This window comes from Ruminococcus sp. HUN007 (assembly GCF_000712055.1).
GTDB lineage: Bacteria > Bacillota > Clostridia > Oscillospirales > Ruminococcaceae > HUN007.
The window spans coordinates 2,301,133-2,325,090 of record NZ_JOOA01000002.1; the positions used below are offsets into that span (position 1 = coordinate 2,301,133).

A 23,958-nucleotide genomic window follows, 5' to 3' on the forward strand; every position below is an offset into this window, starting at 1 on the left:
ATTGTAATATAGAATTGGGTGCAGGGCGAAGCCGGAGTACCGATGTGAACAAGGGGGGCATTAACTATGAATATGTACGAGATCATCTTAAAGTCAAAGCACGGAGAAAAGCTGTCCGACGAGGAAATAAAGTGGCTTGTAAAGGGATATGTTGACGGCAGCATACCGGATTATCAGGTATCTGCCTGGCTTATGGCGGTGAATTTGAATTCCATGACAGACGAGGAAACGCTCTGTCTTACAATGGCAATGAAAGACTCAGGGGGAACAGTTGATCTTTCGGGAGTGGACGGCGTCACGGTGGACAAGCACAGCACAGGCGGTGTCGGTGACAAGACAAGCCTCATTATCGGACCGATTGCTGCAGCATGCGGCGTCAGGGTTCCTAAAATGTCCGGAAAGGGTCTCGGTCACACCGGCGGTACTATCGACAAGCTCGAAAGCATACCGGGCTGCAGTACAAACCTTGGATTTGACGAATTTATCGCTCTTGTAAACCGAACCGGATTTTCTATCGTTTCACAAAGCGGCAATCTTGTGCCTGCCGACAAGAAGCTGTACGCCCTCAGAGACGCTACAGCGACTGTGGACAGCATTCCGCTTATATGTTCAAGTATCATGAGCAAGAAGCTTGCGATGGGCGCAGACTGCATCCTGCTCGACGTCAAGACAGGCAGCGGTGCTTTCATGAAGACAGCGGAAGATGCAGAAAAGCTCGCATCGCTCATGGTCCGCACGGGTGTGAACGCCGGAAAGAAGTGCATGGCAGTTATAACTGATATGGATATCCCGCTTGGTAAAGCTGTCGGCAACTCACTTGAAGTGATCGAGGCAGTCGAGGTCCTTAAGGGCAGTGCGAAGGGAAGACTGTACGACCTGTGCATCGAGCTTGCAGCCGACATGATCATGATGGCCGGAAAAGGTACAAAGGAAGAGTGCGAAAAACTTGCTGAAGAAGCAGTTTCATCCGGAAGGGCGCTTGATGTTTTTGCTCAGTCGATAGCCGGTCAGGGCGGTGACGTTTCATTCATCGATAACTACGACCTTCTCGGAAAAGCCGCGACAGAATATGAAGTTCTCAGCCCGTCCGAAGGATATATTACCGGTATCAACAGCGAGGAGATAGGTCTGGTTTCCCTCGAACTCGGAGCCGGCCGCAGAACCAAGGAAAGCGCCATTGACTACACTGCCGGTGTAATACTCGAAAAGGAATACGGTGATTTCGTTAAAAAGGGTGATAAGCTCTTCACACTTTACACATCCGGAAAGTGTGACCTCAAATCCATAGCGGACAAGGCTGTCGCTGCAGTGACGTTCTCATCTGTTCAGCCGCCGCACAGAGACTGTGTAATTAAAGTTATAAGTTAATAAGCAGGACCGGCGCATAATTTAATGAATAACTTACGCAAAATATATTGACATTGACTTAAAAAAAGTTTAAAATTATATTTAAGGATTATTTTTAACCGGATACCCGTCTGGTGATCAAATATAACTACAGGAGGATGAAAAAATGGGATTTTTAGAAAAAGTAGGCGGATTCGCTGGCAAGGCAGGAGAAAAGATTTCAAAGGCTGCAACAGGTGCAGCTGACAAGTCAAAGCTTCTCGCTGAAAAGGCAAAGCTCAAGAGCCACATCAGCACAGAAAACTCAAACATCAGCAAGGCTTACACAGAGCTTGGCAAAAAGTATTTTGAAATATTCGGTCAGAATCCGGCAGAGGATTTTGCTGAAATAGTAGGTAAGATCAACGATGCTAACGCACACATCGCTGAACTCCAGCAGCAGCTCGCAGCACTCGACGTTGAAACAACATGTCCTAAGTGCGGAGCTTCTATCAGAAAGGATCAGCAGTTCTGTCAGGCATGCGGCGCAAAGATGGAAAGCTTTGTTGACGTGGAACCTGAAGATGTTTCAGTAGTTGTTGAAGCTGATGAAACTGCATCAGAAGATACTGAGATCTGAGTTTCCCTTGACTAAGTGAAATAAATATGTTAAACTGATATTATAAAGCTTCAGGGTAGTGTGTGATTCATGACCGGCGGTAAAGTCCGCGAACCTCTTTGAAGAGGCCGATCCGGTGAAATTCCGGGACCGACGGTAAAGTCCGGATGAAAGAAGCAGCAGTTTTATGTGGCCTGAACGGCCGCAGATATGCATAGTTTTTCAGAGTACCCTGTAAAAAGCAGGGTACTTTTATTTTTTTACGAAAAGAGTGTTTGCCTTGTCAGAACATGAAAAATATATGAAAATGGCAGTCGAACTTGCTAAGGGCGGCACCGGTTTTGTTTCTCCGAATCCTCTTGTGGGAGCAGTTGTCGTGAAGAACGGCCGCATTATCGGCTGCGGCTATCACCGGAAATACGGCGAGCTTCACGCTGAAAGGAATGCGTTTGCAGCCTGCACCGAAAGTGCTGAAGGCGCAGACCTTTACGTAACGCTTGAACCGTGCTGTCATTACGGCAAAACCCCGCCGTGTACCGAGGCAGTCATCGAAAACGGTATTAAGCGTGTTTTCATCGGCTCACCGGATCCTAATCCGAAGGTTGCCGGAAACGGAGTTGCCATACTGCGCAAGCACGGCATCGAAGTTATTGAAGGCGTCCTTAGGGAAGAGTGCGATGCGCTCAACGACATCTTCTTCCACTACATCACAACCGGTACGCCTTACGTTATTCTCAAGTATGCCATGACGGCAGACGGTAAGATCGCAACACATACCGGTGCGTCGAAGTGGATCACATCTGAGGAATCGCGTGATCATGTTCAGCATACCAGAAAACGTGTTTCGGCTGTTATGACCGGGATCGGCACCGTACTTGCGGACGATCCGCTTCTTACCTGCAGGCTTGAAGATGCCGGCGTACATTCACGTGTCATCTGCGACAGCCGGCTGCGCATACCGGCCGACAGCCGGATAATGAAAACAGCATCATCCGTACCGACCTACATTGCCACAGTAAGTGACGATGCCGAAAAGAAGGAGGTTCTCGAAAATCTCGGGGCGGTAATAATAAAAACTCCTTCCGCGGACGGAAAGGTCGATCTTGAATATCTCATGAAACAGCTTGCTTCGGAATACAGAATCGACAGCATCCTGCTCGAAGGGGGAGCCGAACTTGCATGCAGCGCTCTTGAAGCGGGTATTGTAAACAAGCTTCAGGTCTACATCGCACCGAAGATATTCGGCGGTGCAACAGCCAGATCTGCCGTCGGCGGTATCGGCGTTGACTATCCGGATAAGGCCTTCATGCTCTCCGATCCGGTAATAAGCACTATCGGCAGTGACATTCTCATTGAATACAGCGTCGGGGGTGAGTAGCTTGTTTACGGGTATAATTGAAGAAAAGGGAACAGTGGCAAACGTTAAAAAGGGAAACGTGTCATCCCGTATCACCTTCAGGGCTTCCGTTGTGCTTGAAGACATTCACGAGGGCGACAGTATTGCCGTGAACGGTGTGTGCCTTACCGCTACTGATATTACGGCAGACACATTTACTGCCGACGTCATGGCCGAGACCATGCGCCGAAGTTCCCTCGGATCCCTGCGTGCAGGCGACGAGGTCAACATGGAACGCGCCATGCTCTGCGGCGGCAGGTTCGGCGGGCACATCGTTTCCGGACATATTGACGGTACAGGAACAATCGCTTCCATGAAGCGCGAGGAAAATGCCGTCTGGGTGAAAATTTCTGCTGACAGTTCACTGCTCCGCTACATAGTCGAAAAAGGATCCGTTGCTCTCGACGGAATCAGTCTTACAGTAGCGGCAGTTACCGACAGTAATTTCAGTGTGTCCGTCATTCCCCATACAGGATCTGAGACCACACTTCTTTCAAAAAAGCCGGGTGACCGGGTAAATATTGAATGCGATATGATAGGAAAATATGTAGAAAAACTTTTAGGATCAAACCAGGTTGAAACCGGACAGGTGGTTGACAACAAAACCGGTATTACCTCAGAATTCCTTGCCCGGAACGGTTTCATGTGATGGTTGTAAACCTCTTTTCATGAACGAAAATCCGGTTTACAACCTTACGGATTCAACCTCCTGCAACCCGTTTCCTCTGCCAAAGCCGGCTCCGTGCTGCGCTTAAGTGAGGACACGGGAAACAGCAGATCAAATTATGATAATCTATTTACGAAAGGAAAATCACTCATAAATGTTTAACTACAATACTATCGATGAAGCACTCGAAGAACTTCGTGCCGGAAAAATAATTCTTGTTACCGATGATGCTGACAGGGAAAATGAAGGCGATTTCATCTGTGCAGCGCAGTTCGCCACACAGGCTAACGTCAATTTTATGGCTACCCACGGAAAAGGCCTTATCTGTATGCCGATGAGCCATGAATACACTTCAAAGCTCGGCCTTTCACAGATGGTGAAGAACAATACGGATAATCACTGTACGGCTTTTACGGTTTCCATTGACCATAAGGATACCACGACCGGTATTTCGGCAGCTGAGCGTTCAGTTACTGCAATGAAATGTACCGACGATGACGCCAGACCGCAGGACTTCCGCAGACCGGGACACATGTTTCCTCTTGAAGCAAGACCGGGCGGCGTTCTCGAAAGGAACGGCCATACCGAGGCGACTGTCGATCTTCTCCGTCTTGCCGGCCTTAAGCAGGTAGGCCTCTGCTGCGAGATAATGGCTGAAGACGGAACTATGCTCCGTCAGGAGGGCCTTCAGAAGCTTGCTGTCGAGTACGGGATCAAGTTCATCACAATAGCTGATCTTCAGGCGTACAGAAAAAGATACGACATTTTCATGGAGCACATTTCCGAGGCAAAACTCCCGACAAAGTACGGCGATTTCGAAATTCACGGCTTCATGAACAGCATAACCGGCGAGCATCACATTGCACTCGTTACAGGCGATGTCGCTGACGGATCTCCGGTACTCTGCCGTGTGCACTCCGAGTGCCTTACCGGCGATGTTTTCGGATCAAAGCGATGCGACTGCGGCCAGCAGCTTGAAGCGGCAATGAAAAAGGTAGCAGAGGAAGGCCGCGGAATCATCCTCTACCTTCGTCAGGAAGGAAGAGGCATCGGCCTTATCAACAAGATCAAAGCCTACGCTCTTCAGGAACAGGGCCTCGACACCGTCGACGCCAACATCCGTCTCGGGTTCCCGGCCGATATGCGTGACTACAGCTGCGGTGCCCAGATGCTTAAATACTTCGGTGTTTCAAAGCTCAGACTTATGACCAACAACCCGCTTAAAATAGCCGATCTTTCCGACTACGGAATAGAAATATCAGAGCGTGTACCTCTTCAGATGGAATCCAATCCGATCGATGAATTTTACCTGAAAACCAAGGAAAAGCGCATGGGACATATGTTTACCTACTAAGGAAACCTGATTATAAACAGTAAGCACCATGACCGGAGACTGAACACTACGGTCTGTATTAAAAGAAAATACACTATACATGATCAAACAGGAGGATAATAAAAAATGAATGTTATCGAAGGAAGTTTTGTCAATGAAGACGTGAGAATAGCCATTGTTGCTTCACGTTTCAATGAATTCATCACATCAAAGCTCATTGGCGGTGCCGAGGATGCGCTTTTACGCCATGACATCGATCCTGAAAATATCGATCTCGCATGGGTGCCGGGTGCTTTCGAGATCCCGCTGGTAGCAAAGAAACTCGCCGACAGCCGCCGCTACGATGCAGTCATCTGTGTGGGCGCTGTTATAAGAGGATCAACATCGCACTACGACTACGTGTGCAGCGAAGTTTCCAAGGGAATAGCTCAGGCGTCACTCAGCAGCGGAATTCCGGTGCTTTTCGGTGTTCTGACAACTGACAATATCGAACAGGCTATCGAACGTGCTGGCACAAAAGCAGGCAACAAGGGTTACGACTGTGCAATGTCAGCACTTGAAATGATCTCACTTCTCAGAAAGATCTGATAAATGCGTATTCCGCGCAAATTACAGAGAAAATTATGCCGGATTCCGTAAATACGCGAATTTGCAGTGCCTGTATGAAGCGAAAACTACATTATAAATAGTACTGATGTACAATTAGTCCGGGACTGTACCGTTACAGTCCCTTTTACTTTTTTTGTACGCTGTGGTGTTATGCACAAAAACAGGCAACATAAATGAAATGTATCATAAATTTATAGTACATTTGTAGGTTTCAACCTAAAGTGTGCTAAAAAAATAAGCCATGCAAGCCATATAAAAGAAAAATATGTATCATTAATACATAAATGTCACTGTCATTTTGTCAAGCCTGTGCCTATATAATTTGTATTGGTGCATTTTTATAAATCTGTACCATGTATTTATATGAAATACACAATTGAAATTAAGACACTATGATGATATAATAATCCTGAGTTCCCGGGTTTTTCTTAGTCTACATCACAGGATTGTAGTTACAAGCGCATGATAATTCACGCAGATACGTAATTTATTTGAATATCCACTTGATTTCTGACATGAAAAATGATATAATGTAGATATAATAAATTTAGTCTACATCATTTGCTGTGAGGGAATCATGTATATAAACTATAATATCGTAAACGGTAAAGAATATGGAACAGTGACTGCATCTGTTCGAAAAGGAAAAAGTGTTTCAAAAGGCAAACAAATATATCTCGGAAGAGTAATAGACAAGGAAAATGGTATATTCAAAAATCGTGAAAGAGGGTTGTTTAAATACGATCTTGCAACAGATTCATACAGTTCTGTTTCAGCAGATTTTGAAGAGCCAAAAGACCAGCGAAAAACAAAGTATCAAAAACGTCCAGTTCTGATAGTATCTTTCGGAGATATATATTTACTTGATTCATTCATGAACAAAAGTGGAATTATGTCAGCAGTGAATGCAATCAATTATAAAAATCAGGATACCCTTCATGCGCTGGTTGCTTACTACATATTAACAACATACTCCAACTGTCATGCAGAAGACTGGTGGGAACTTACATATGCCAGATATCTTTATCCTAAAGCACAGATGGCATCTCAGAGAATAAGCGATGCACTCGCTGATATAGGCAGTGAAGATGCTAAGCGCCACTTCTTCAAGGAATACTTTAAGTTTCTTTCCTTAAAAAAAGACGCAGATGAATCAAATGAAATTGATGACGGTATACTTATTGATAGTTCAGGGCTTCCAAATTCTATACATTTTCCATTAACCGCCGTAAGCAATCATAACGGAATAATCAGTGAGGAACTGAGGCTCATTTACGTTGTTCAGCAGCACACTGGAATGCCGTTGTTTTTCAGATATGTTGCAGGTAATGTTATCGATGTAAGTACAATAACAAGAACTATAGCTGAACTAAAAGCGAATGGCATAAATACCAAATTTGCGATTCTTGATGCCGGATATTATACAGGAGTAAATGCCGATGCACTTCTTGATTCAGGAATTTCTTTTATGGCTCGAATGAAAAGTAATTTCAAGGTGTACAAACGAATCGTAAGTGAACATCTTAATAATCTGATGATTAAGGAAAATGCAGTGATATTCAACAAACGACTTATCTATATCAAATGCGTTCCATGTGAAATAGGTCAGAAAGAAAATCGTAAAGCATACGCTTTCCTGTGTAAGGATATGACGGCATACAATGAAGGACAGAAAAATGCTATTGCAAGAGCTGAAGATGAAAGTCTTACAGCATCAGATATTTATGATGATTTACAAAGGCAAGGAGTATTTGTGATTGTATCAACCAGAAAAGTTGCAGTCGAAAAAATACTGCCTCTTTATTATATGCGTGATCAGGTTGAAAAAATATTTGAGCTATGCAAACAGGGAGGTAAAATACTTCCGATTAACGTAGAGTCAGAAGCAACATTACGTGGGCATTTGATGTTGACTTTTATTGCAACTGTTGTACTTAAAATGATGAGTGACAAGCTAAGAAATACTGCCTTGACAACTGAATCTGTGTTTATGAATTTACATGAACAGCATGCCATCGTGTATGACAAGGAATTTGTAACAACAGAACCGATTAAGAAAATGAACGATGCATACAAGGCTTTTAAAATTCAATGTCCTGTTTCTATAAAACGTCTGCTTGATAATGTAGACTAAAAAATTCTCGGGAACTTAGGATAATATTATTAGAGTAGTGTGTCTATTTGTGCTCTTTAGTTTGAAAAAACTATAAACTATAAAATAATTCGGAGGTGGTTTAATGAGTATGATTTCAAATGCCGGCTTAAACACATCAAAGTCTGGCGGAATGAATACTTCAGAGGAAAACAAGTCGATCCACAAGTTCAATACCAAAGAAATCTCGTTTAACTGTCGTCAGCTCAGTGCGATGCTTTCTTCCGGATTGACACTGGTTAAGGCTCTTGACATCCTCAGCAAAGAGCAGGAAACGGAAAAGGCCAGAAAGATCTGGCAGGAGATCTACGAAAACGTTCAGAAAGGTGAATCGTTCTCGAGCTCACTTGAAGCCCAGGGAGATGCCTTCCCTCAGTTCATGAAGAGTATGGTCAACGCCGGTGAAAGTTCCGGTCAGATGGACGTTATCATGAAGAGACTTGAAACTCATTATGATAAGGAAAACAAGATGAACAACACTATAAAGGGTGCACTTATCTATCCTATTATTCTTCTTATCCTTTGTATAGCCGTAACAATACTTATCTTTACGGTCATCATCCCTGTTCTCAGACCACTGTTCGGTGATGATCCTAAAAACCTTAACATCATTGCTCAGTTCCTTCTCAAAGGAAACGAGATATTCCTCAAGTACTGGTATCTTATCATTGCAATTGTTACAATAATAGTTGCAGGTATCATTTATGCACTCAAGGTACCGTCTATCAGATACAAAATAGACATGTACAAGATCACAGCACCTAAGATCGGACCTCTCATGGTCAAGATCTACACAGCGCGTTTTGCAAGAACACTTTCATCACTCTACTCAAGCGGTATTCCGATGGTTGAATGTCTCCAGCGTTCTTCAGACGTACTTAATAATGTATACATCACTGACAAGTTCAAGCAGGTCATCGATGAAGTAAAACAGGGTGAACCGCTTTCAGCAGCGATCACAAGAACCGAGATTTTTGAATCAATGTTCTGTTCGATCATCTTCGTCGGTGAGGAAGCCGGCGCTCTTGATGACATCCTCGAAAAGTCAGCTGACTACTATGATGAAGAAGCTGACTCGGCAGTACAGAGACTCGTTTCTCTCCTTGAACCGGTTATGATCATTTTCCTTGGCGTTATCGTTGGTCTTCTTCTTGCAGGTGTTTATCCGGCAATTTACGAATCACTCGGCGGTCTCGAAAATGTAGGCTAAAATCTGTAACGGATTTAATATTCTATTCGCAAAAAGTAATTTACACAGAGAGGTGGAAATTTAATGCTATCGTTTGATATAACAGATAGAAACATACGTATTATCAGAGGCGCTGAAAACAAGAACAAGATAAACATCAGTTCTGCAGCAACTCTCAACATTGATGAGGACATTATAGTAAACGGTCACGTAAAGGACGTTCCGAGACTTGCTACTATAATGAACCAGAAAATCAAGCAGAACAGAATGATGGACAAGGAAGCAATCGTCAGCATCTCTTCCAACATGACGATCTTCAAGGAACTCACAGTGCACAGTGCACAGAAAGAATCAGAATTCACGAAGGCTGTAAAGTCAGAAATGCAGGCTAAGGTCGGCATCGACGATTCATACGCTATCTCCTATTCAATAGTAGGAACAGGTGAAGACAGCGGTATGGTAACAGTACTTGCAACTGCCTGCCCTACAGAAGTTATCGACTCATACAAGCGAGTATTCTCAATGCTCGGCATCTCACTCCGTTCAGTTATCATCGGCTGTAACTGTATTACAAAGGTTCTCCTTTCCGATGAAAAGAACCGTTCCAAGATGCCTCTTCTCGCAGTACAGATAGACGGAAGCTTCATTTCACTCAACATTTACGAAAACAATCAGCTTTCATTCTCACGTTTCGCATCTATCGATGCTGCAGACTATGATAACAGCTCCGACTACGTTTACGAAGCAGTTAATGAAAACATCTTCCGTATGCTTCAGTTCCACAGAAGCAGAAACGCAGGAGATCCTATCAGAAACGTTGTCCTCTACGGTGACACCAAGGAATATATGCGTATTGCCAAGGATCTCGAACAGATGGATATCAATACAACTGTTATTTCCGTTCCTAAGAATGTAAAGGGCTATCAGAACCTCGACTTTGCACTCTACGCAAATGCTATCGGTGCTATGTTCCCTCGTAACAGACAGACTGAAAAGATCAACCTTCTCGAATTCGGCGGATCAACTGCAATGGTTATGGATAAGGTTAAGTCTGACAGCACATTCAACCTTATCTTTGCGGGTGCCTTTCTTGGTACAATTGTTCTCATGGGCGTTATTACAGGAGCTCTTGCTATCAGAGACGCTGCTATCAAGAGCGACATTAAGAAAATGAACGATTATCTAAATGCTCCTTCAACAATTGAAGCTCTTGCAAAGCGTGATCAGAGACTCGAACTTCAGAAGCAGGTTAAGGAATACAAGAGAACAGCTACTCTTGCTTCCGATGCACTTTCTTCACAGCCGTTTATCTCAAGTGAAGTTTATACTACTATTGAAAAGACAATAGAAGAAACTATTTCACAGGCTAAGGTAGCAGGTCTTTCATTCAATCCTAAGGATAATGGCAAGGACAAATTCAAGATTGAAGTGCTTGATTATAACGAAGGTCAGATAAAATTAGGCTTTACAACATTAGCCGATAAGGCTGATCCGGCAATGACTTTTGCAACACTTCTTGCAGAAAACCTTGAAAAGAAGGATTACTTTGAAAATATTTCTTTCTCCGGTTACGATATGATTGAAGGACAAGAAAATATTCCACAGATAGCAGGTCAGCCAGATCCTTCCGCACTCAACAAGGATCAGAAGGGACAGAAAGTTGAAATGACGATCGATCTTAAGAGCCCTGTAAAGTATGAGAATTTCGGTTCTTATGTACCGGATTCAAAGGCTGAGGAAACGGAGGATAAGAAGTAATGAAATTAAGTTACAGAGAAAAAGTAGGCCTTTTAATAGTCGTTATATTAGCTGTTGTTATTGTTTTTATAGCATGGCCGATTAAAATCATAAAAGGCAATATAAAGAATCACAAAGAAGAACAGGCTAAGATTAAAGTTACATACGAGGATACTCAGAGAAAAATCGACGAGATTCCTGTAATTGAAGGTAATATCAAAGCTGTTTATGAAGGTTCAAAGGATCTTTCTTCAAAGTTTGTTGAGCACATGAGCAATGTTGAAGTTGCAAAGTATTTTGAAACACTTCTTAACAAGGCTCCGTACAAAAAAGCAGGCAAAAATGATCTTGAGATCAAAGGCGCATTAAAAATCAATGATGCTGAAACAGCAGAAATTCCGTTCTATTACTATGTTCCGGATGTAATAACATATCCAATCCTTGAAAAAGCAGATACAAATGGTGATCTTCTTGAAAAGAAGGATTCAAAGCTTTATGAAAAGGCTATGAATGCTGTCAGAATGGAAGAATTAGAAGAACAGGAAATCGAAGTAAGAACAGTAACTGTACCTATGAGATTTACTAAGGAAGCTCTTCTCAAACTTGAAGATGAACTCAAAGACAACGAAACAGGTATTCGTATTTCTTCTGTAAAGGTTGATGACTATACATTCGGCTACATAACAGAATTACCTGAAGATAAGGGATATTCTGAAGGTGAAGTTGTATTTACATTCTACACAATGCAGAAGATAGAAGAACCTGACTTCAGCAAATAATAAATCCAGGGAGATTGTCGGAAAGCAGTCTCCCTATAAATGTAAATTTTGAAGAAAGGTGGAGTTAATTATGAGCACAGAAACAAAAAGTGTTAAGTCCAAACGGTTTAAAGGTTCTGTGTTGTTTACAACCCTTGTTGTCATGATCCTCATACTCCTTATTATGCTGTCAGCTATTGGCCTGGCAGGCATGGCAAGTAAGCGCGCATATTCCACTTGGTATGATAATCAGACAAAGTATACAGCTCAGGATCTGGTTGATAATGTTATTGAGTTACTTGGCCCTAAAAGTACTGACGATGATATGAAAGCTCTTGGTCAGTCTATAGTAGATAGTCTTGGAACTAAAAAATCGTCTGTTTCACTTGATGTTACTGCTAATGGTTCTAAGACCATTCCAGGTTACGGAACAGTAAATTCACTGACATTTACATATGTTGCTGATAACAGATCTGATTTCACGATGTCAGTTCAAGATGGCAATAAACATGAAAATGAGAAAATAATAAAAGTATCTGCATCAGTAACTATGGGTGGAGAGACATCTACATATTCTACTTATGTTGTAGGTAATAAACTTGGAAAAAGCACAGACTCTAACGGCGGTGGTTTTATTGCTACCGGAAGTCTTAAGTCTGGAGACTATTCACAGGATGGTCCTGGTACTATTGGTCGTATGTATGCCGGTATCGAAGTACCTGATGCCAGCAAATACCGTGGTGGTGCAGCCAACGATTCAATTTTTGGCGGCGACGTTTTTCTTAATATGAAAACTTTTGAGATGAAGGAAAGCGGAACAAAGATTTTCTTAGGTAGAAATGATCCTGAAAGCGGTTATTACAGTGGTATGAGAGTTACTGGCGATGTTCATATCGACCATGCTCTTGTTGTTGATGTTATTTCCAATTATCCTCCAGCTTATCTGACAGATACAACAGCCGAAAAGTTTTACAATGCTCCGTATTTATATATAGACGGCAAACTCGACGGAGGTAAAGGACTGAAGGTTTCCGGACTGGATCCTGATGCCGGAAAAAAAGGAATGCTCAATCTCTATTGTAATCAGCTTGATTTAAACAGTAATGCTGAACTGAGCGGTAATATTAATCTTATGATCATGGGTGAAAACCTTGATAATAAAATTAACGTTAGTGGTTCTAATTTAACAGACTGGGCAAGTCAGGTACTTGGCGGAAGCGGCACATCCAATCTAAAAACCGGCAGTCTTTACTGTAAAGGAAACTTTACCAAGGAAGGAAATGGTTTAACTATAAACGGTGACCTTTGCGTTTTAGGTGATTTAACAATAGCATCCGGTGATATAGACGTTAAGGGCAAGGTCTTTGTAGGCGGAACTATTAATGACGATACTAAGATCAAGACTGCAACAGTAAAGGAAAGCGGTCTTGGAAAATCATTAGATACATTTAAAAATCAGTTGAACACTAAAGATTCAGCCGTAGCTGCAAATTTTAACACTGCGTTCACAACAGAAGAAAGCGGTAAGAGCTATATTCAGACACTTGATAACATCAAGAGAATGATCAGAACTTCAGAAGGTAAATTTGTAGGCGTTGAAGAAACATCTGGTTATAGTGGTCCGGATAATTACGATGGTACATCTGATACTATAACATCATCATGTAACTGGACAGCGGCTTCTCATCTTGAGGAGGAAGTTTCTAAAACTATTTACATTAATCCTCCGGATGGGGAAGATCTTTGGATCAATATCAAGTCTGATCTTGGCGGAATTAATTATAAGACAATTATAGTTGACGATTCCGGAACAGGTAAAGTTAAGTTTTTTGTAGAAAAATCAGGAACCGGAAGAAATCTTAATTTTAAAGGAACAAAAATCATGACAAAAACATATTATGATTATATGTTTGGTTCAAAGAAAAATGATAAACTTGTATTTTCTTCATACCCGGGCGGTAATCTTGTTCCTCACATTTTTATGTTCTCACCTTCTGATTCTGTAGTAAATATCTATGGTACCAATGAATTTATGTATACCGGGGATATCGTAATGCCAAAAGGAAAGTTCAGGGCTGAAGCGGTAAATACAGAAAAGGAAATGGAATATACATATTATATGTATAAATCAGGCTCAACAGAAAAGCTTAATCCGATAGTAGTGTCAGGAAAAAGAAAAATTGCCTATATAGGTTCGCTTGAAGTTGAAGATATAGACGTTGATAACAAATACGGATATTTTTACGTTGATGATCCACCGGTTGCTGATGAAGATCCGGGAGATACTGATGACTATACATGGACTGCAGTGGAAGGTTATTCCACATACTAAAAGGAGGGGTAAGAATGAAAAAACAAAAAAAATTATCCCTTAAGGGTATGACGCTTATGGAGATTATTATAGCTATTGCAGTAATGGCTATTATGTCAATGATAGTTGTAGTGGCAGGTGTAAGTGCTGTTCATAATCTTAGAGTTGCACATAGAGTATCTGAAAAGAACGCAGTACAGTCGCCTTTTGCTTCAGCAAAGCTTGGCGATGAAACTGACAAAAAAAATATTGATATTAATCTTCAGGTAACTGGTGGTGGCAGATCGGCTGATTTGACGGTAGATTCTTACGAAGTTAAACAGGGCGAAACAGTTGGTGACAGAGTAGGAAATTACAGGTATTTTGTAAATCCAACACCGCCTGCTCCAGGCCCGTGATAAAAGGGGTGTACTTTATAAATGAATAAAAAGAAAAGACTTAAAGGTTTCACCCTCATCGAAATGATCATAGTTGTAGCAATCTTCGGTATGATTATGGCTGTTGTACTTAGTTTTCTTGATCCGGTTAGAAAAGTATACAACAACACTTACAATGAGGCTGACACACAGGCAATAAGTGAAAATATGCGTCGCTACGTAGGTGATCATATTCAGTATGCAGACAGAATGTGGCTGTATACTAATATGTCACTGGGCGCGGATGATTCAACTGAATCTGCTGCAATAGTAAATGAAATAAATGAATTCAGAAAAAATTATTATTTCGTTGCAGGTGAGGTTGAACCTGATGATCATTCAGGAAAAATAACTACAGAACGAATTTATCCATATTCTAAATTTAAGAACGATATAGAAATTTTTGTTTTGCATATTAACAATCCAGCAATGGACCTTTCTACTGTAACATCAATTCCAGCTGCAAGTCATCCGGGAACTATTACGTTGTCAAGATATAAAGGTGTAACTTCTACTTCACCTGAGGATGTTCGCGAATGGTCTTCAGAAACTGACTATTACGATGACTATGCTTTTGATATTTCTCTTCAGACTGCAGTCAAGGATGAAACAAACGGAGATTATAAGTATCTTGACCTTGTTGATGTACTTGACGGGGCTGTTGATCCGACAAACCTCGCAATGGGTATCAAGATGTACAGAAGAACCCGTGATAAATCAAATCCAGCTAATGTTCTGATAAGTGATACTATGACAAACAGAACAATCACTTTTAAACTTAAGAATTTGTTCTTCAAGCATGCAGGCGGTAATTCAAATGAGATTATTGAGTTTGCTGATGTTGGAGGAAAAAAGATATCGAACGTAGAAAGAAGAAGATTTGAATGGTTTGACAGTGACACTTCAAGAGCACAGGCCAAAACACCTACTTCGGATTTCAGATCATCTAAAGATATTTACTATATCTTTACCAAAGCACCATCTATTGAAAACGTTGTGTGATTATATTAGAAAAGGCAGTCCTTGCACTGCAAAGACTGCCTTAATTTTTAATGCTTATTTATCTTAAAAGCATTGAGTAAACCTCAGGTGCTTTTAACATATTTAAGTACCAGTCAATCATCTGATTGCCGAACAGGGAACCGAATACAAGTCCGATTGCTAAATACGGACCGAAAGCAAGTTTTGATTCTTTACCTTTGGCTTTGCTGATAATACCAACAATGGCTGCAGTAAAGATACCAATCAATGCTGAGGCACAAATGCATTTAGGACCGATAAGAAGTCCCGAAACAAGCATCAGAAAAGTATCACCAAGTTCTATTCCTCTGAAGTCTTCACCGTATTTCTTCTTGATAAAAATACGTGAAACTTCACCGATAATAAAGAACGGAACGCTTATTGCTAGAGCACCGATTATTCTTTGTGGAATGGTGATAGTGTGACCGAAGATCACATCAAGAACAGCTAAGATAATGATAAGGGCAAGCTGACTCGGGTAGATCTCCATTGTATCGTAGTCGATAAAACCGATGACGATAAGAACGGAAAAGAAAAGTGCAATAAGAATCGCATGAACCGGGTAGTTCATGACATCAATAAATGTCAGAGCTAACATATATAAAAACCAGTTCAGACTTTCGACAAGTGGATAACGCTTCGAGATCGGTTCTTTGCAGTTTCTGCATTTACCTTTAAGAACAAGCCAGCTGAAGACAGGAACGTTATCATAAAAGCGGATCTTGGCACCGCATTTAGGACAGTGGGAACTCCTCTTTACAAGAGAACGTTCAGCCGGATCCTCAAGTGGGAGACGGTAAATACAGACGTTTAGGAAACTGCCAATACACAGTCCAAAAAATGAAATGATGATATACGCTATAAAGTAAGCGGGTATATCAAGAAATCGAAAATAGATCATGATCTATCCTCCTATATTATAAAATTTTATATCATCATTCTAACATAAAAGACTACATTATTCAAGAAATTTTTTTAAGGAGTTGAAGGCCGGTTATGAGAAACATACCAATAGGTCAGTATCTTGTTGAACAGAACATGATTTCAAACGAGCAGCTTGAAAGAGTTCTTTTCGCACAGCGTGAATCACAGGGATCAAAACGTTTCGGTGAAGTTATCGTTGACATGGGCTATATGTCCGAAATCAAATTTGCACAGGCACTTGCAGGAAAACTTAAGGTACCTTATGTTGACCTTGCAACATTCAAGATCGATGACGAAGCAGTAAGCAAGATTCCGGAATCACTTGCGAAAAAGCACACAGTTATCGCTATTGACATCGTAGGTAAGAGACTTACAGTAGCTACTGACGATCCTATCAACTTTAATATCCTCGAAGATATTAAGGTAATCACTGGTATGGATACTATTCCAGTACTTGCTACACGTTCTTCCATCAACAAGGCTATTGGTGAAAAGTACACAATGGCAAACATCGACAGCGTTAATGAGAGCCTCAGCCAGTTCGGTACTGAGCAGCTCAATGACGAAGAGTCGAAGGAAAGAGTTGAAAGCGCTCCTATCGTTAAGCTTGCTACTACAATCGTAGAAAACTCATTCCGAGCAGAAGCTACCGATATTCATATCGAACCATTCAAGACATTTACAAGAATCCGTATCCGTGTAAACGGTGACCTTATCGAGCTCATGAGCGTTTCAAGCGCAGTTCAGAATGCTCTTGCTACACGTATCAAGCTCATTTCCGGTATGAACATCGCTGAAAAGCGTATACCTCAGGATGGTCGTTTCTCACAGGTCGTTGACGGTACAGAACTTGATGTCCGTGTATCTTCACTTCCTACAGTAAACGGCGAAAAGATAGTTATCCGAATTCTTTCAACCGGTCAGATTGCTCTTCGTAAGATCACTGACCTTGGTATGAATGATTACAACTACAAGATGTTCGAAAGCATGCTCAAGTGTCCGCACGGCGTTATGCTCGTAACAGGTCCTACTGGTTCCGGTAAAACAACAACTCTTTACGCTGCTCTTGGTGAGATCGCTAAGCCGCACGTAAACGTTGTAACAGTTGAAGACCCTGTCGAAAAGAATATCGAAGGTATCAACCAGTGTCAGGTTAATACGAAGGCCGGCATGACATTCTCAGCAGCTCTTCGTTCTATCCTCCGTCAGGACCCTGATATCGTAATGATCGGTGAAATGCGTGACTCTGAAACTGCGGATATCGCGATCAGAGCTGCTATCACAGGTCACTTAGTTCTTTCAACACTTCATACAAACGACGCTGCTTCTACAATCGTTCGTCTTATCGATATGGGTGTTGCACCTTACATGGTTGCTACATCACTCATCGGCGTTGTTGCACAGCGACTTGTTAAAGTTATCTGCCCTAAGTGCCGCAGACCAAGAATGTCAACAGATGAAGAAAACCAGCTCATGCACATTGATCATTCTGTTCAGATATACGATGCAGTTGGCTGCCCTGAGTGTAACAACACTGGTTACAAGGGAAGAACTGCTATTCATGAAATTATTCACTGTACATCAGGTATTTCAACACTTATCGCTGAAAGTGCCGGCAAGGAACAGCTCGAAGAAGCTGCCAAGAGAAACGGTACAAAACTTCTCCGTGATAACGTTGCAGAACTCGTACAGCAGGGTAGAACTACTATCGACGAACTTGTTCGTGTTACTTATTCTGTATAATATCAAACGGAGGTTTGTAGAAAATGCTAATAGATATTGATAAGATACTTGATGAAGCCAGAGTACTTGGCTGCTCTGACTTACATTTCACATTCGGCATGCAGCCGGTAGTCAGACTTAACGGTAATCTCAGAAAGCTTAGTTCATATGATCTTATGGACGAGGAAGCTATTTCAGATATCGCTCACAAGATTTGTCCTGACGAACTCCGCGACAGACTTAACAAGCACCTTGACTGTGACTTCTCATATGTAACAAAGAGAGGCTACCGTCACAGAGTTAACGTATTCCGTCAGAGATATCATACTGCTATCGCTCTTCGTCTTCTCAGAAACGATATCCCTACTCTCGAGGATCTCGGACTTCCTCCGATCCTTGCAGACTTCGCTATGAGACCAAGAGGACTCGTGCTCATCACAGGTCCTACAGGTTCAGGTAAGTCAACATCACTCGCAGCTATGCTTGACTACGCTAACCTTAACAAGAGCGCTCACATCATCACAATCGAAGACCCTATCGAATACGTTCACGAACACAAGAGATGTATGGTAAACCAGCGTGAGATCGGTCCTGACGTTCCTGACTTCGCAGGCGCGCTCCGTTCAGCTCTCCGTGAAGACCCGGATATCATCCTCGTAGGTGAAATGCGTGACCTGGAGACAGTTACAGCTGCGGTAACAGCAGCCGAAACTGGTCACCTGGTTCTTTCAACACTTCATACAACATCTGCCGCTGATACTATTAACCGTATCATCGACGTTTATCCTGAATACCAGCAGTCTCAGATCAGAACACAGCTTGCTAACGTTCTCGTTGGTATCATGGCTCAGACACTTATTCCTAAGGCTGACGGCAAGGGCCGTATAGCAGCAATGGAAATCCTCAACGTTACTGACGCCGTATCAGCAATGATCCGTGACAACAAGGTTCACCTCATTCAGTCTGCTATCCAGACAGGTAAGCAGTTCGGCATGATGTGTCTCGACCAGGAGCTCGCTCGTATGGTAAGAATGGGCATCATTCACGAAGGAGATGCGCTCGACAAGTGCCAGGATAAGATAGAATTCTATCGTTTCCTTAACTCAGGCGACTAATTCACAGACTAATGAATTAAAGTTTGTCATAAACCAAAAATCAGATCCATGGAACGGTTAGTTTCATGGATCTGATTTTTTTAAAGATTAAAAAGGTCAGCAGGCTCAACCAGGATTATATTTGTACTGGTTTGAGCTTTTTCTTTTATCCATTCAGTGTATCCGCCTTTGCTGAAAAAGTAAAAGTATCTTTCACGGATATTGCTGAAGTTATCGGCAGTAGCGCACAGATCGTCATATTCTTTCTTGTCAAGCGGTGAATTTTTATACTTGCATTCGCAGAAAATTGCTTGTTTATCTCCTTTGCCAAGCAAAAGAATATCGCAGTCATCCTGTTTTTTTAGTTTGTTGTTCGTTCCCCACCACTTGCCGATTTGATGCGGAATAAAAGGAAGTTTCTTTAATTTGGCAAGTCGTATCATATACTGTTTGCATATGTTTTCAAAAATAATTCCCATGTAATCATTGAAAGATTCAGGAGCAGTTATTTCATCAGCCGCAGCTTCTTCACCGATAAGCTCATAATAGCTTTTTTCTGTAAAAAAATAAAGCGATACCAGAATGAGAAGAAATTATCGCTGATCGTGTATAAAGTTTTACGTGAACTTTCATCTTCACCGCAAGGAGTGTTACGGCTTATAAGTTTCAGATCAATAAGTGTTTTCAAATATTTACTGCATTTTGAAGCATCTTCGTGTATCTTTGTTGTTATGTCGTTCATCCGACTTGCTCCGTTTGCAATAGCTTCAAAAATGCTGTTATACACGGCTGGGTCTCGTAGTTCCATCTTTAAAAGTGATTGTGGTTCCTCAGTCAGAAAGGCGCCAGTACGGAGTATGTTGGCCGCTATATTATTGCGTATAGATTTGTCAGCATCAAAAGCCTGCAGGTAGCAAGGGATGCCGCCTAGAATTCCGTATGCGGCAAGTTTGTCTTCTGCAGTGTAGTTTTTAAAAAATTCAGCACTGTCCACATAATCGAATGGAAGCAGTTCAAGCTGTGAGGTTGAACGACCGTAAAGCGGACTTTTGTATCCCATTACATCGTTCTCCATAAAGCTTACACTTGAACCGCATAGAATAAGAAATATATTTTTATTACTCCATTTGTGGTCAATAGTGTGTTGAAGAATACTCTTAACACTAGGATTCTCTGATGCAATAAACGGAAATTCGTCGATTATAATAGTTGTATGTTTTTCAGAAGATTTATGATCAATATATTCGAATGCAATCTGCCAGCTGTCAAAACTACTAAAGCTGTGACCTTCAAAGAAGAACTGAACGGTTTTAGAAAAATCCTGAAGATTAAGAAAATCGCTTTTTTCCTGAGCGGAGAAGAAAATAATCTCTTTGTTTTTGCTGAATTCTTTCAACAAAGAAGTTTTTCCGACACGCCTTCGTCCGAAAAGAACAAGAAATTCAAATTTTCCGGATGTGTTTAAAGAATCAAGCAGCTGTAATTCGTTTTTACGACCTATAAACATTCAGATTACCGCCTTTCTGTTGTATTAAAAATAGTTTGTCAGAACTTTGAAAAAAACTAATTTAGTGAATTACGATTATTATACTCCTGATTCACTAAATTGTCAATAGCTGTGTAAGTGTTATAATTACATTATTGATGCAATAAGTAAAATAGATATATGAAATTAGTGTACAAAAGCAATTGATAATGTTGATAAAATATGATACAATTATCTTAAGGATTTGATGACGCTTTATAGCATAATAGGGGAGGGATTTTCGTGAAAAAAATAAAAGGTTTTACGCTGATTGAATTAATAGTTGTCATAGCCATTATCGGGGTACTTGCAGCTATACTTGTTCCGGCAATGATGGGATGGGTTAAAAAGTCGCGCATAACAACCTATAACAATAATGCCAGCGAGATTTGTACTCAGCTGCAGATTGTCATGACTGATCTTGACCGTTCAGGTGATGGCTTTATAGCAGGTGAATGTATACTTGAATACGATAGTTCGAAACCTTCAGATAAGTTTGAGGTAACTTACGGCGGTACTCTTACGCAGAATATGAAAGATGCACTTGCTAAGATCAATGATAATCTTACAGATATGTCAAACTCGAAGTGGGCTGCCAGAATAAATGACAGTACGATTGAAGCAGTTATATTTTCTTCGAATAATTATAAGGACGTTGGCGGATTTCCGTATCAGAATACCAAGGATATAAAAATTTCAGGAAAGTCTAAGAGTGATTTACTTGATTGTGCTGAATCCGGTTGGAGTTGATATGTAGATTGAATATTTCCTCTTTAAGTGTATGTGCAAAAGAATCTAAATGCATAAATTATGGTACAGTATTTTATCATTCATGTATGTAATAAACAAACCAAATTGTACCATGTACCGAAATTATTGACTTTACAGAATACCGGTGCTATAATTTAATCAATTAGAAACCAGTTATACGGGGATAAAGTGTTTCTGATTGTGTAGTATGTAGTGTCAAAAAATAAGAAAGGGGAAATAAAAAATGAAAAGATTTAAGGGATTTACGCTTATCGAACTTATCGTGGTTATTGCTATCATAGGTGTACTTGCGGCTATTCTCGTTCCTGCAATGATGGGATGGGTAATGAAGTCAAGGGTAGCTACCTATAACAATAACGCAAGTGAGATTTGTACCCAGCTTCAGATTGTCATGACAGATCTTGATAAAGACGGTAGTGCCAATCTTACCGGAGACTGTACACTTTTCTTTGATGGAACCGATTATGTTCTTCAAGGTGCCACACTTGAACCTGAAACAGAAGCTGCATTAAAAGCTGCAGACAGAGAGCTTACTGATATGTCTCATGCGAAGTGGGCAGCAAGACTTAAGGACAGTCAGGTGCGCGCAGTTATATTTACCAATAATGACTATAAGAATGTTGGCGGTTTTCCGATTCAGTGTACCAAGGAATACGATACAACTGGTAAAGACGAATCAGTTTTCCTGGATTGCGCCGTAAACGGATGGAACTAATATTGATTAACTATTAACATAATACTTTTACTCCACCGTGTATCCCCACGGTGGTCTTTTTTTACTTATAGCTATTGACAAATATATAATTTTCGTCTAAACTAAAGTTATTCTTTGAGTGGACCTGATTTTTGCTGAAAGGAGACTTGCAAATGAATTTTAAGGTTGGTGTCGGAAAAACCGATTTTGAAGCACTCAGAAAATCTGGAAATTATTATGTCGATGTTATGATTGAAAAATACTGAATAATATATTATAATAATAGAAGTAGGAAGAGAAATAAAAATCGAATCAATCGAAGGAGTAGAAAAGTGATTGACATTGAAAAGTTACGAATATATGATGAAGAGGATAATATCTATGTAACTGAACACGCCTCAGAAAGATTTCGACAGCGTGGAATAAAAATCAAAGATATCAGAGTAGCTATTCATAATGGTGAGATTATTGAGCAATATCCGGAAGATTATCCTTTTCCAAGTTGTTTGATATATGGTAATGATTCAAACGATAATCCCATACATGTTTGTATGAGTGATGAAGGAACATCAAGTAGAATTATAACAGCGTACCATCCTGATTTGAAGAACTGGAATGAAGATTTAAAAACAAGAAAGGAGAATAAACAATGAGATGTTTACTTTGTAAAGCTGATTCTTTGGTAAAATCCCAGAATACATATTTCGCCCAACTCGATAATTGCTATGTTATTATCGAAAATGTTCCGTGCTACAAATGTGCTCAGTGTGGTGAAGTGGTTTATTCTGCTTCGGTTATGGAGAAAATAGAAGAGATTCTGGATAAGGTTCAGAATATCGCCAGCAAGATCTTTATTATGGATTATACCAAGGCAGCCTAATGTTACTCTTTGGTATGATGAATATGTACCCGTTCAGGCAGTAAAGGATAAACAAAAACATCCTTTACTGCCTGATTTTGTCCGCTGTTAACCATGAATAATAATGCACGAATTATATAGATTATATAAAACAGAAGAAACTTAATCGTTTAAGTTTTGGATATTTTGAATAAGTATACAATCTTCCATTTTGGGCTTTCAATTTCGTTGACAAACAAAAAACATGGTGCTATAATATGAACATAAGGTACAGAGAGGAACGCACAGAGCTCCAGGACGTCATGGAAAATCTGATTCTCTCAGTACAATATCGAACGTTTAAAAAACGGCTTATTATATTTTAGGAGGAAATTTAAAATGAAAAAGAATTACAAAGGTTTTACACTTATCGAACTTATCGTTGTTATCGCTATCATCGGTGTTCTCGCAGCTATCCTTGTTCCAGCTATGATGGGTTGGGTAAGAAAGGCTGCTATCAACTCAGCTAACGCTAATGCTAAGTCAGTTTTCACAGCTGCTCAGACAATTTGTCAGGAACATGAAACAAGAGGATGCGCAGATGTTACTGGTAAGTCTGACATTGAAGATGAAGTAGATGCTTCATTAAATGGTGCTACAGCTGGTTATGACTGGGATATAACAGTTGATCAGAATATCGTTACAGCAGCAGCTACTATTACAAACGGCTGGCAGGGTGGTTACCCGAATCCATGCCCGAATACAGTAACAACTAAGCAGTCTCTTGGAACTGCTTTAGCAAATGCTGCAAGCGGTAACACAGCTTCAACTTGGGGTAAATAATTATATTGGTTTAT

At 40.9% G+C, this 23,958-nt stretch carries 23 protein-coding genes and 1 riboswitch; of the genes, 20 read left to right on the top strand and 3 right to left on the bottom strand.

The window, feature by feature from the left end:
- Nucleotides 1-66 precede the first annotated feature (66 nt).
- The 13 genes from CC97_RS14320 (at nt 67) to CC97_RS14385 (ending at nt 15,515) form a co-directional block, all read left to right on the top strand.
- The gene (locus tag CC97_RS14320; RefSeq protein ID WP_044975705.1) at nt 67-1,368 is read left to right on the top strand and encodes a thymidine phosphorylase; all 1,302 of its coding nucleotides are present in this window, start codon (nt 67-69) and stop codon (nt 1,366-1,368) included.
- A 145-nt stretch (nt 1,369-1,513) separates the two neighbouring features.
- Complete coding sequence (locus CC97_RS14325; protein ID WP_044975706.1) at nt 1,514-1,966, top strand: zinc ribbon domain-containing protein; 453 nt, start codon at nt 1,514-1,516, stop codon at nt 1,964-1,966.
- A 42-nt stretch (nt 1,967-2,008) separates the two neighbouring features.
- Nucleotides 2,009-2,128: riboswitch (FMN riboswitch) on the top strand.
- Nucleotides 2,129-2,225: 97 nt separating this feature from the next.
- A complete protein-coding gene (gene ribD / locus CC97_RS14335; protein WP_278245339.1) occupies nt 2,226-3,323 on the top strand; it encodes a bifunctional diaminohydroxyphosphoribosylaminopyrimidine deaminase/5-amino-6-(5-phosphoribosylamino)uracil reductase RibD in 1,098 nt (365 codons plus the stop codon).
- 1 nt (nt 3,324) lies between these two features.
- Entirely contained in the window at nt 3,325-3,990 is a 666-nt protein-coding gene (gene ribE, locus CC97_RS14340) for a riboflavin synthase (protein ID WP_044975709.1), read from the top strand.
- A gap of 172 nt (nt 3,991-4,162) precedes the next feature.
- Nucleotides 4,163-5,362, top strand: coding sequence for a bifunctional 3,4-dihydroxy-2-butanone-4-phosphate synthase/GTP cyclohydrolase II (locus CC97_RS14345; RefSeq protein WP_044975710.1), 1,200 nt, complete (start codon nt 4,163-4,165; stop codon nt 5,360-5,362).
- A gap of 105 nt (nt 5,363-5,467) precedes the next feature.
- Nucleotides 5,468-5,929: a 6,7-dimethyl-8-ribityllumazine synthase gene (ribE, locus tag CC97_RS14350; protein WP_044975711.1), complete on the top strand. Its 462-nt coding sequence runs from the start codon at nt 5,468-5,470 to the stop codon at nt 5,927-5,929.
- 598 nt (nt 5,930-6,527) lie between these two features.
- A complete protein-coding gene (locus tag CC97_RS14355) occupies nt 6,528-8,084 on the top strand; it encodes a transposase (RefSeq protein WP_044973606.1) in 1,557 nt (518 codons plus the stop codon).
- A 103-nt stretch (nt 8,085-8,187) separates the two neighbouring features.
- Entirely contained in the window at nt 8,188-9,312 is a 1,125-nt protein-coding gene (locus tag CC97_RS14360) for a type II secretion system F family protein (protein WP_049962930.1), read from the top strand.
- A gap of 63 nt (nt 9,313-9,375) precedes the next feature.
- A complete protein-coding gene (pilM, locus tag CC97_RS14365; RefSeq protein ID WP_049962931.1) occupies nt 9,376-11,049 on the top strand; it encodes a pilus assembly protein PilM in 1,674 nt (557 codons plus the stop codon).
- Nucleotides 11,049-11,807 (top strand): hypothetical protein, encoded by a 759-nt coding sequence (locus CC97_RS14370; RefSeq protein ID WP_044975713.1) that lies wholly within the window; start codon nt 11,049-11,051, stop codon nt 11,805-11,807. The genes pilM and CC97_RS14370 overlap by 1 nt, the downstream gene beginning before the upstream one ends.
- A 70-nt stretch (nt 11,808-11,877) precedes the next feature.
- Nucleotides 11,878-14,118: a hypothetical protein gene (locus tag CC97_RS14375; protein ID WP_044975715.1), complete on the top strand. Its 2,241-nt coding sequence runs from the start codon at nt 11,878-11,880 to the stop codon at nt 14,116-14,118.
- 14 nt (nt 14,119-14,132) lie between these two features.
- A complete protein-coding gene (locus CC97_RS14380; protein ID WP_044975716.1) occupies nt 14,133-14,495 on the top strand; it encodes a prepilin-type N-terminal cleavage/methylation domain-containing protein in 363 nt (120 codons plus the stop codon).
- Between the two features lie 21 nt (nt 14,496-14,516).
- Entirely contained in the window at nt 14,517-15,515 is a 999-nt protein-coding gene (locus CC97_RS14385) for a type II secretion system protein (RefSeq protein ID WP_044975718.1), read from the top strand.
- Between the two features lie 58 nt (nt 15,516-15,573).
- Here CC97_RS14385 and CC97_RS14390 read toward each other — a convergent pair whose 3' ends face one another.
- A complete protein-coding gene (locus CC97_RS14390) occupies nt 15,574-16,434 on the bottom strand; it encodes an A24 family peptidase (RefSeq protein WP_044975720.1) in 861 nt (286 codons plus the stop codon).
- A 95-nt stretch (nt 16,435-16,529) separates the two neighbouring features.
- On the opposite strand from CC97_RS14390, the gene CC97_RS14395 reads away from it, so the two are divergent.
- Both CC97_RS14395 and CC97_RS14400 read left to right on the top strand, forming a co-directional pair.
- On the top strand, nt 16,530-18,200 hold the full coding sequence (locus CC97_RS14395) for a GspE/PulE family protein (RefSeq protein WP_044975721.1): 1,671 nt from the start codon (nt 16,530-16,532) through the stop codon (nt 18,198-18,200).
- Between the two features lie 23 nt (nt 18,201-18,223).
- Nucleotides 18,224-19,294: a type IV pilus twitching motility protein PilT gene (locus CC97_RS14400; RefSeq protein ID WP_081850135.1), complete on the top strand. Its 1,071-nt coding sequence runs from the start codon at nt 18,224-18,226 to the stop codon at nt 19,292-19,294.
- A gap of 80 nt (nt 19,295-19,374) precedes the next feature.
- Here the strand turns inward: CC97_RS14400 and CC97_RS20700 are convergent, their stop codons facing one another.
- Together CC97_RS20700 and CC97_RS14405 are read right to left on the bottom strand one after the other, a co-directional pair.
- Nucleotides 19,375-19,857, bottom strand: a complete 483-nt coding sequence (locus CC97_RS20700) for a DUF234 domain-containing protein (protein WP_207641353.1) — start codon at nt 19,855-19,857, stop codon at nt 19,375-19,377.
- Entirely contained in the window at nt 19,779-20,780 is a 1,002-nt protein-coding gene (locus tag CC97_RS14405; protein ID WP_207641351.1) for an ATP-binding protein, read from the bottom strand. The genes CC97_RS20700 and CC97_RS14405 overlap by 79 nt, the downstream gene beginning before the upstream one ends.
- Before the next feature lie 261 nt (nt 20,781-21,041).
- On the opposite strand from CC97_RS14405, the gene CC97_RS21385 reads away from it, so the two are divergent.
- The 5 genes from CC97_RS21385 (at nt 21,042) to CC97_RS21395 (ending at nt 23,944) form a co-directional block, all read left to right on the top strand.
- Complete coding sequence (locus CC97_RS21385) at nt 21,042-21,548, top strand: prepilin-type N-terminal cleavage/methylation domain-containing protein (protein ID WP_049962932.1); 507 nt, start codon at nt 21,042-21,044, stop codon at nt 21,546-21,548.
- A 244-nt stretch (nt 21,549-21,792) separates the two neighbouring features.
- Complete coding sequence (locus CC97_RS21390) at nt 21,793-22,284, top strand: type II secretion system protein (protein WP_049962933.1); 492 nt, start codon at nt 21,793-21,795, stop codon at nt 22,282-22,284.
- 311 nt (nt 22,285-22,595) lie between these two features.
- Nucleotides 22,596-22,916 (top strand): DUF4258 domain-containing protein, encoded by a 321-nt coding sequence (locus CC97_RS14420; protein ID WP_044975723.1) that lies wholly within the window; start codon nt 22,596-22,598, stop codon nt 22,914-22,916.
- Nucleotides 22,913-23,143 (top strand): type II toxin-antitoxin system MqsA family antitoxin, encoded by a 231-nt coding sequence (locus tag CC97_RS14425; RefSeq protein ID WP_044975725.1) that lies wholly within the window; start codon nt 22,913-22,915, stop codon nt 23,141-23,143. Before CC97_RS14420 ends, CC97_RS14425 begins: the two co-directional genes overlap by 4 nt.
- A gap of 357 nt (nt 23,144-23,500) precedes the next feature.
- A complete protein-coding gene (locus tag CC97_RS21395; RefSeq protein WP_049962934.1) occupies nt 23,501-23,944 on the top strand; it encodes a prepilin-type N-terminal cleavage/methylation domain-containing protein in 444 nt (147 codons plus the stop codon).
- The last annotated feature ends 14 nt before the right edge of the window (nt 23,945-23,958 follow it).

Excerpts from the sequence above, each read along its gene's own strand:
- CC97_RS14375 (WP_044975715.1), top strand. The coding sequence starts at position 11,878 with ATGAGCACAGAAACAAAAAGTGTTAAGTCCAAACGGTTTAAAGGTTCT.
- CC97_RS14380 (WP_044975716.1), top strand. The coding sequence starts at position 14,133 with ATGAAAAAACAAAAAAAATTATCCCTTAAGGGTATGACGCTTATGGAG.
- CC97_RS21390 (WP_049962933.1), top strand. The coding sequence starts at position 21,793 with ATGAAAAGATTTAAGGGATTTACGCTTATCGAACTTATCGTGGTTATT.
- pilM (WP_049962931.1), top strand. The coding sequence starts at position 9,376 with ATGCTATCGTTTGATATAACAGATAGAAACATACGTATTATCAGAGGC.
- CC97_RS14390 (WP_044975720.1), bottom strand. The coding sequence starts at position 16,434 with ATGATCTATTTTCGATTTCTTGATATACCCGCTTACTTTATAGCGTAT.
- CC97_RS14405 (WP_207641351.1), bottom strand. The coding sequence starts at position 20,780 with ATGTTTATAGGTCGTAAAAACGAATTACAGCTGCTTGATTCTTTAAAC.
- CC97_RS14370 (WP_044975713.1), top strand. The coding sequence starts at position 11,049 with ATGAAATTAAGTTACAGAGAAAAAGTAGGCCTTTTAATAGTCGTTATA.
- CC97_RS14345 (WP_044975710.1), top strand. The coding sequence starts at position 4,163 with ATGTTTAACTACAATACTATCGATGAAGCACTCGAAGAACTTCGTGCC.
- CC97_RS14425 (WP_044975725.1), top strand. The coding sequence starts at position 22,913 with ATGAGATGTTTACTTTGTAAAGCTGATTCTTTGGTAAAATCCCAGAAT.
- CC97_RS14325 (WP_044975706.1), top strand. The coding sequence starts at position 1,514 with ATGGGATTTTTAGAAAAAGTAGGCGGATTCGCTGGCAAGGCAGGAGAA.
- CC97_RS14385 (WP_044975718.1), top strand. The coding sequence starts at position 14,517 with ATGAATAAAAAGAAAAGACTTAAAGGTTTCACCCTCATCGAAATGATC.
- CC97_RS14320 (WP_044975705.1), top strand. The coding sequence starts at position 67 with ATGAATATGTACGAGATCATCTTAAAGTCAAAGCACGGAGAAAAGCTG.
- CC97_RS14355 (WP_044973606.1), top strand. The coding sequence starts at position 6,528 with ATGTATATAAACTATAATATCGTAAACGGTAAAGAATATGGAACAGTG.
- CC97_RS14400 (WP_081850135.1), top strand. The coding sequence starts at position 18,224 with ATGCTAATAGATATTGATAAGATACTTGATGAAGCCAGAGTACTTGGC.
- CC97_RS21395 (WP_049962934.1), top strand. The coding sequence starts at position 23,501 with ATGAAAAAGAATTACAAAGGTTTTACACTTATCGAACTTATCGTTGTT.
- ribE (WP_044975711.1), top strand. The coding sequence starts at position 5,468 with ATGAATGTTATCGAAGGAAGTTTTGTCAATGAAGACGTGAGAATAGCC.
- CC97_RS14395 (WP_044975721.1), top strand. The coding sequence starts at position 16,530 with ATGAGAAACATACCAATAGGTCAGTATCTTGTTGAACAGAACATGATT.
- CC97_RS14360 (WP_049962930.1), top strand. The coding sequence starts at position 8,188 with ATGAGTATGATTTCAAATGCCGGCTTAAACACATCAAAGTCTGGCGGA.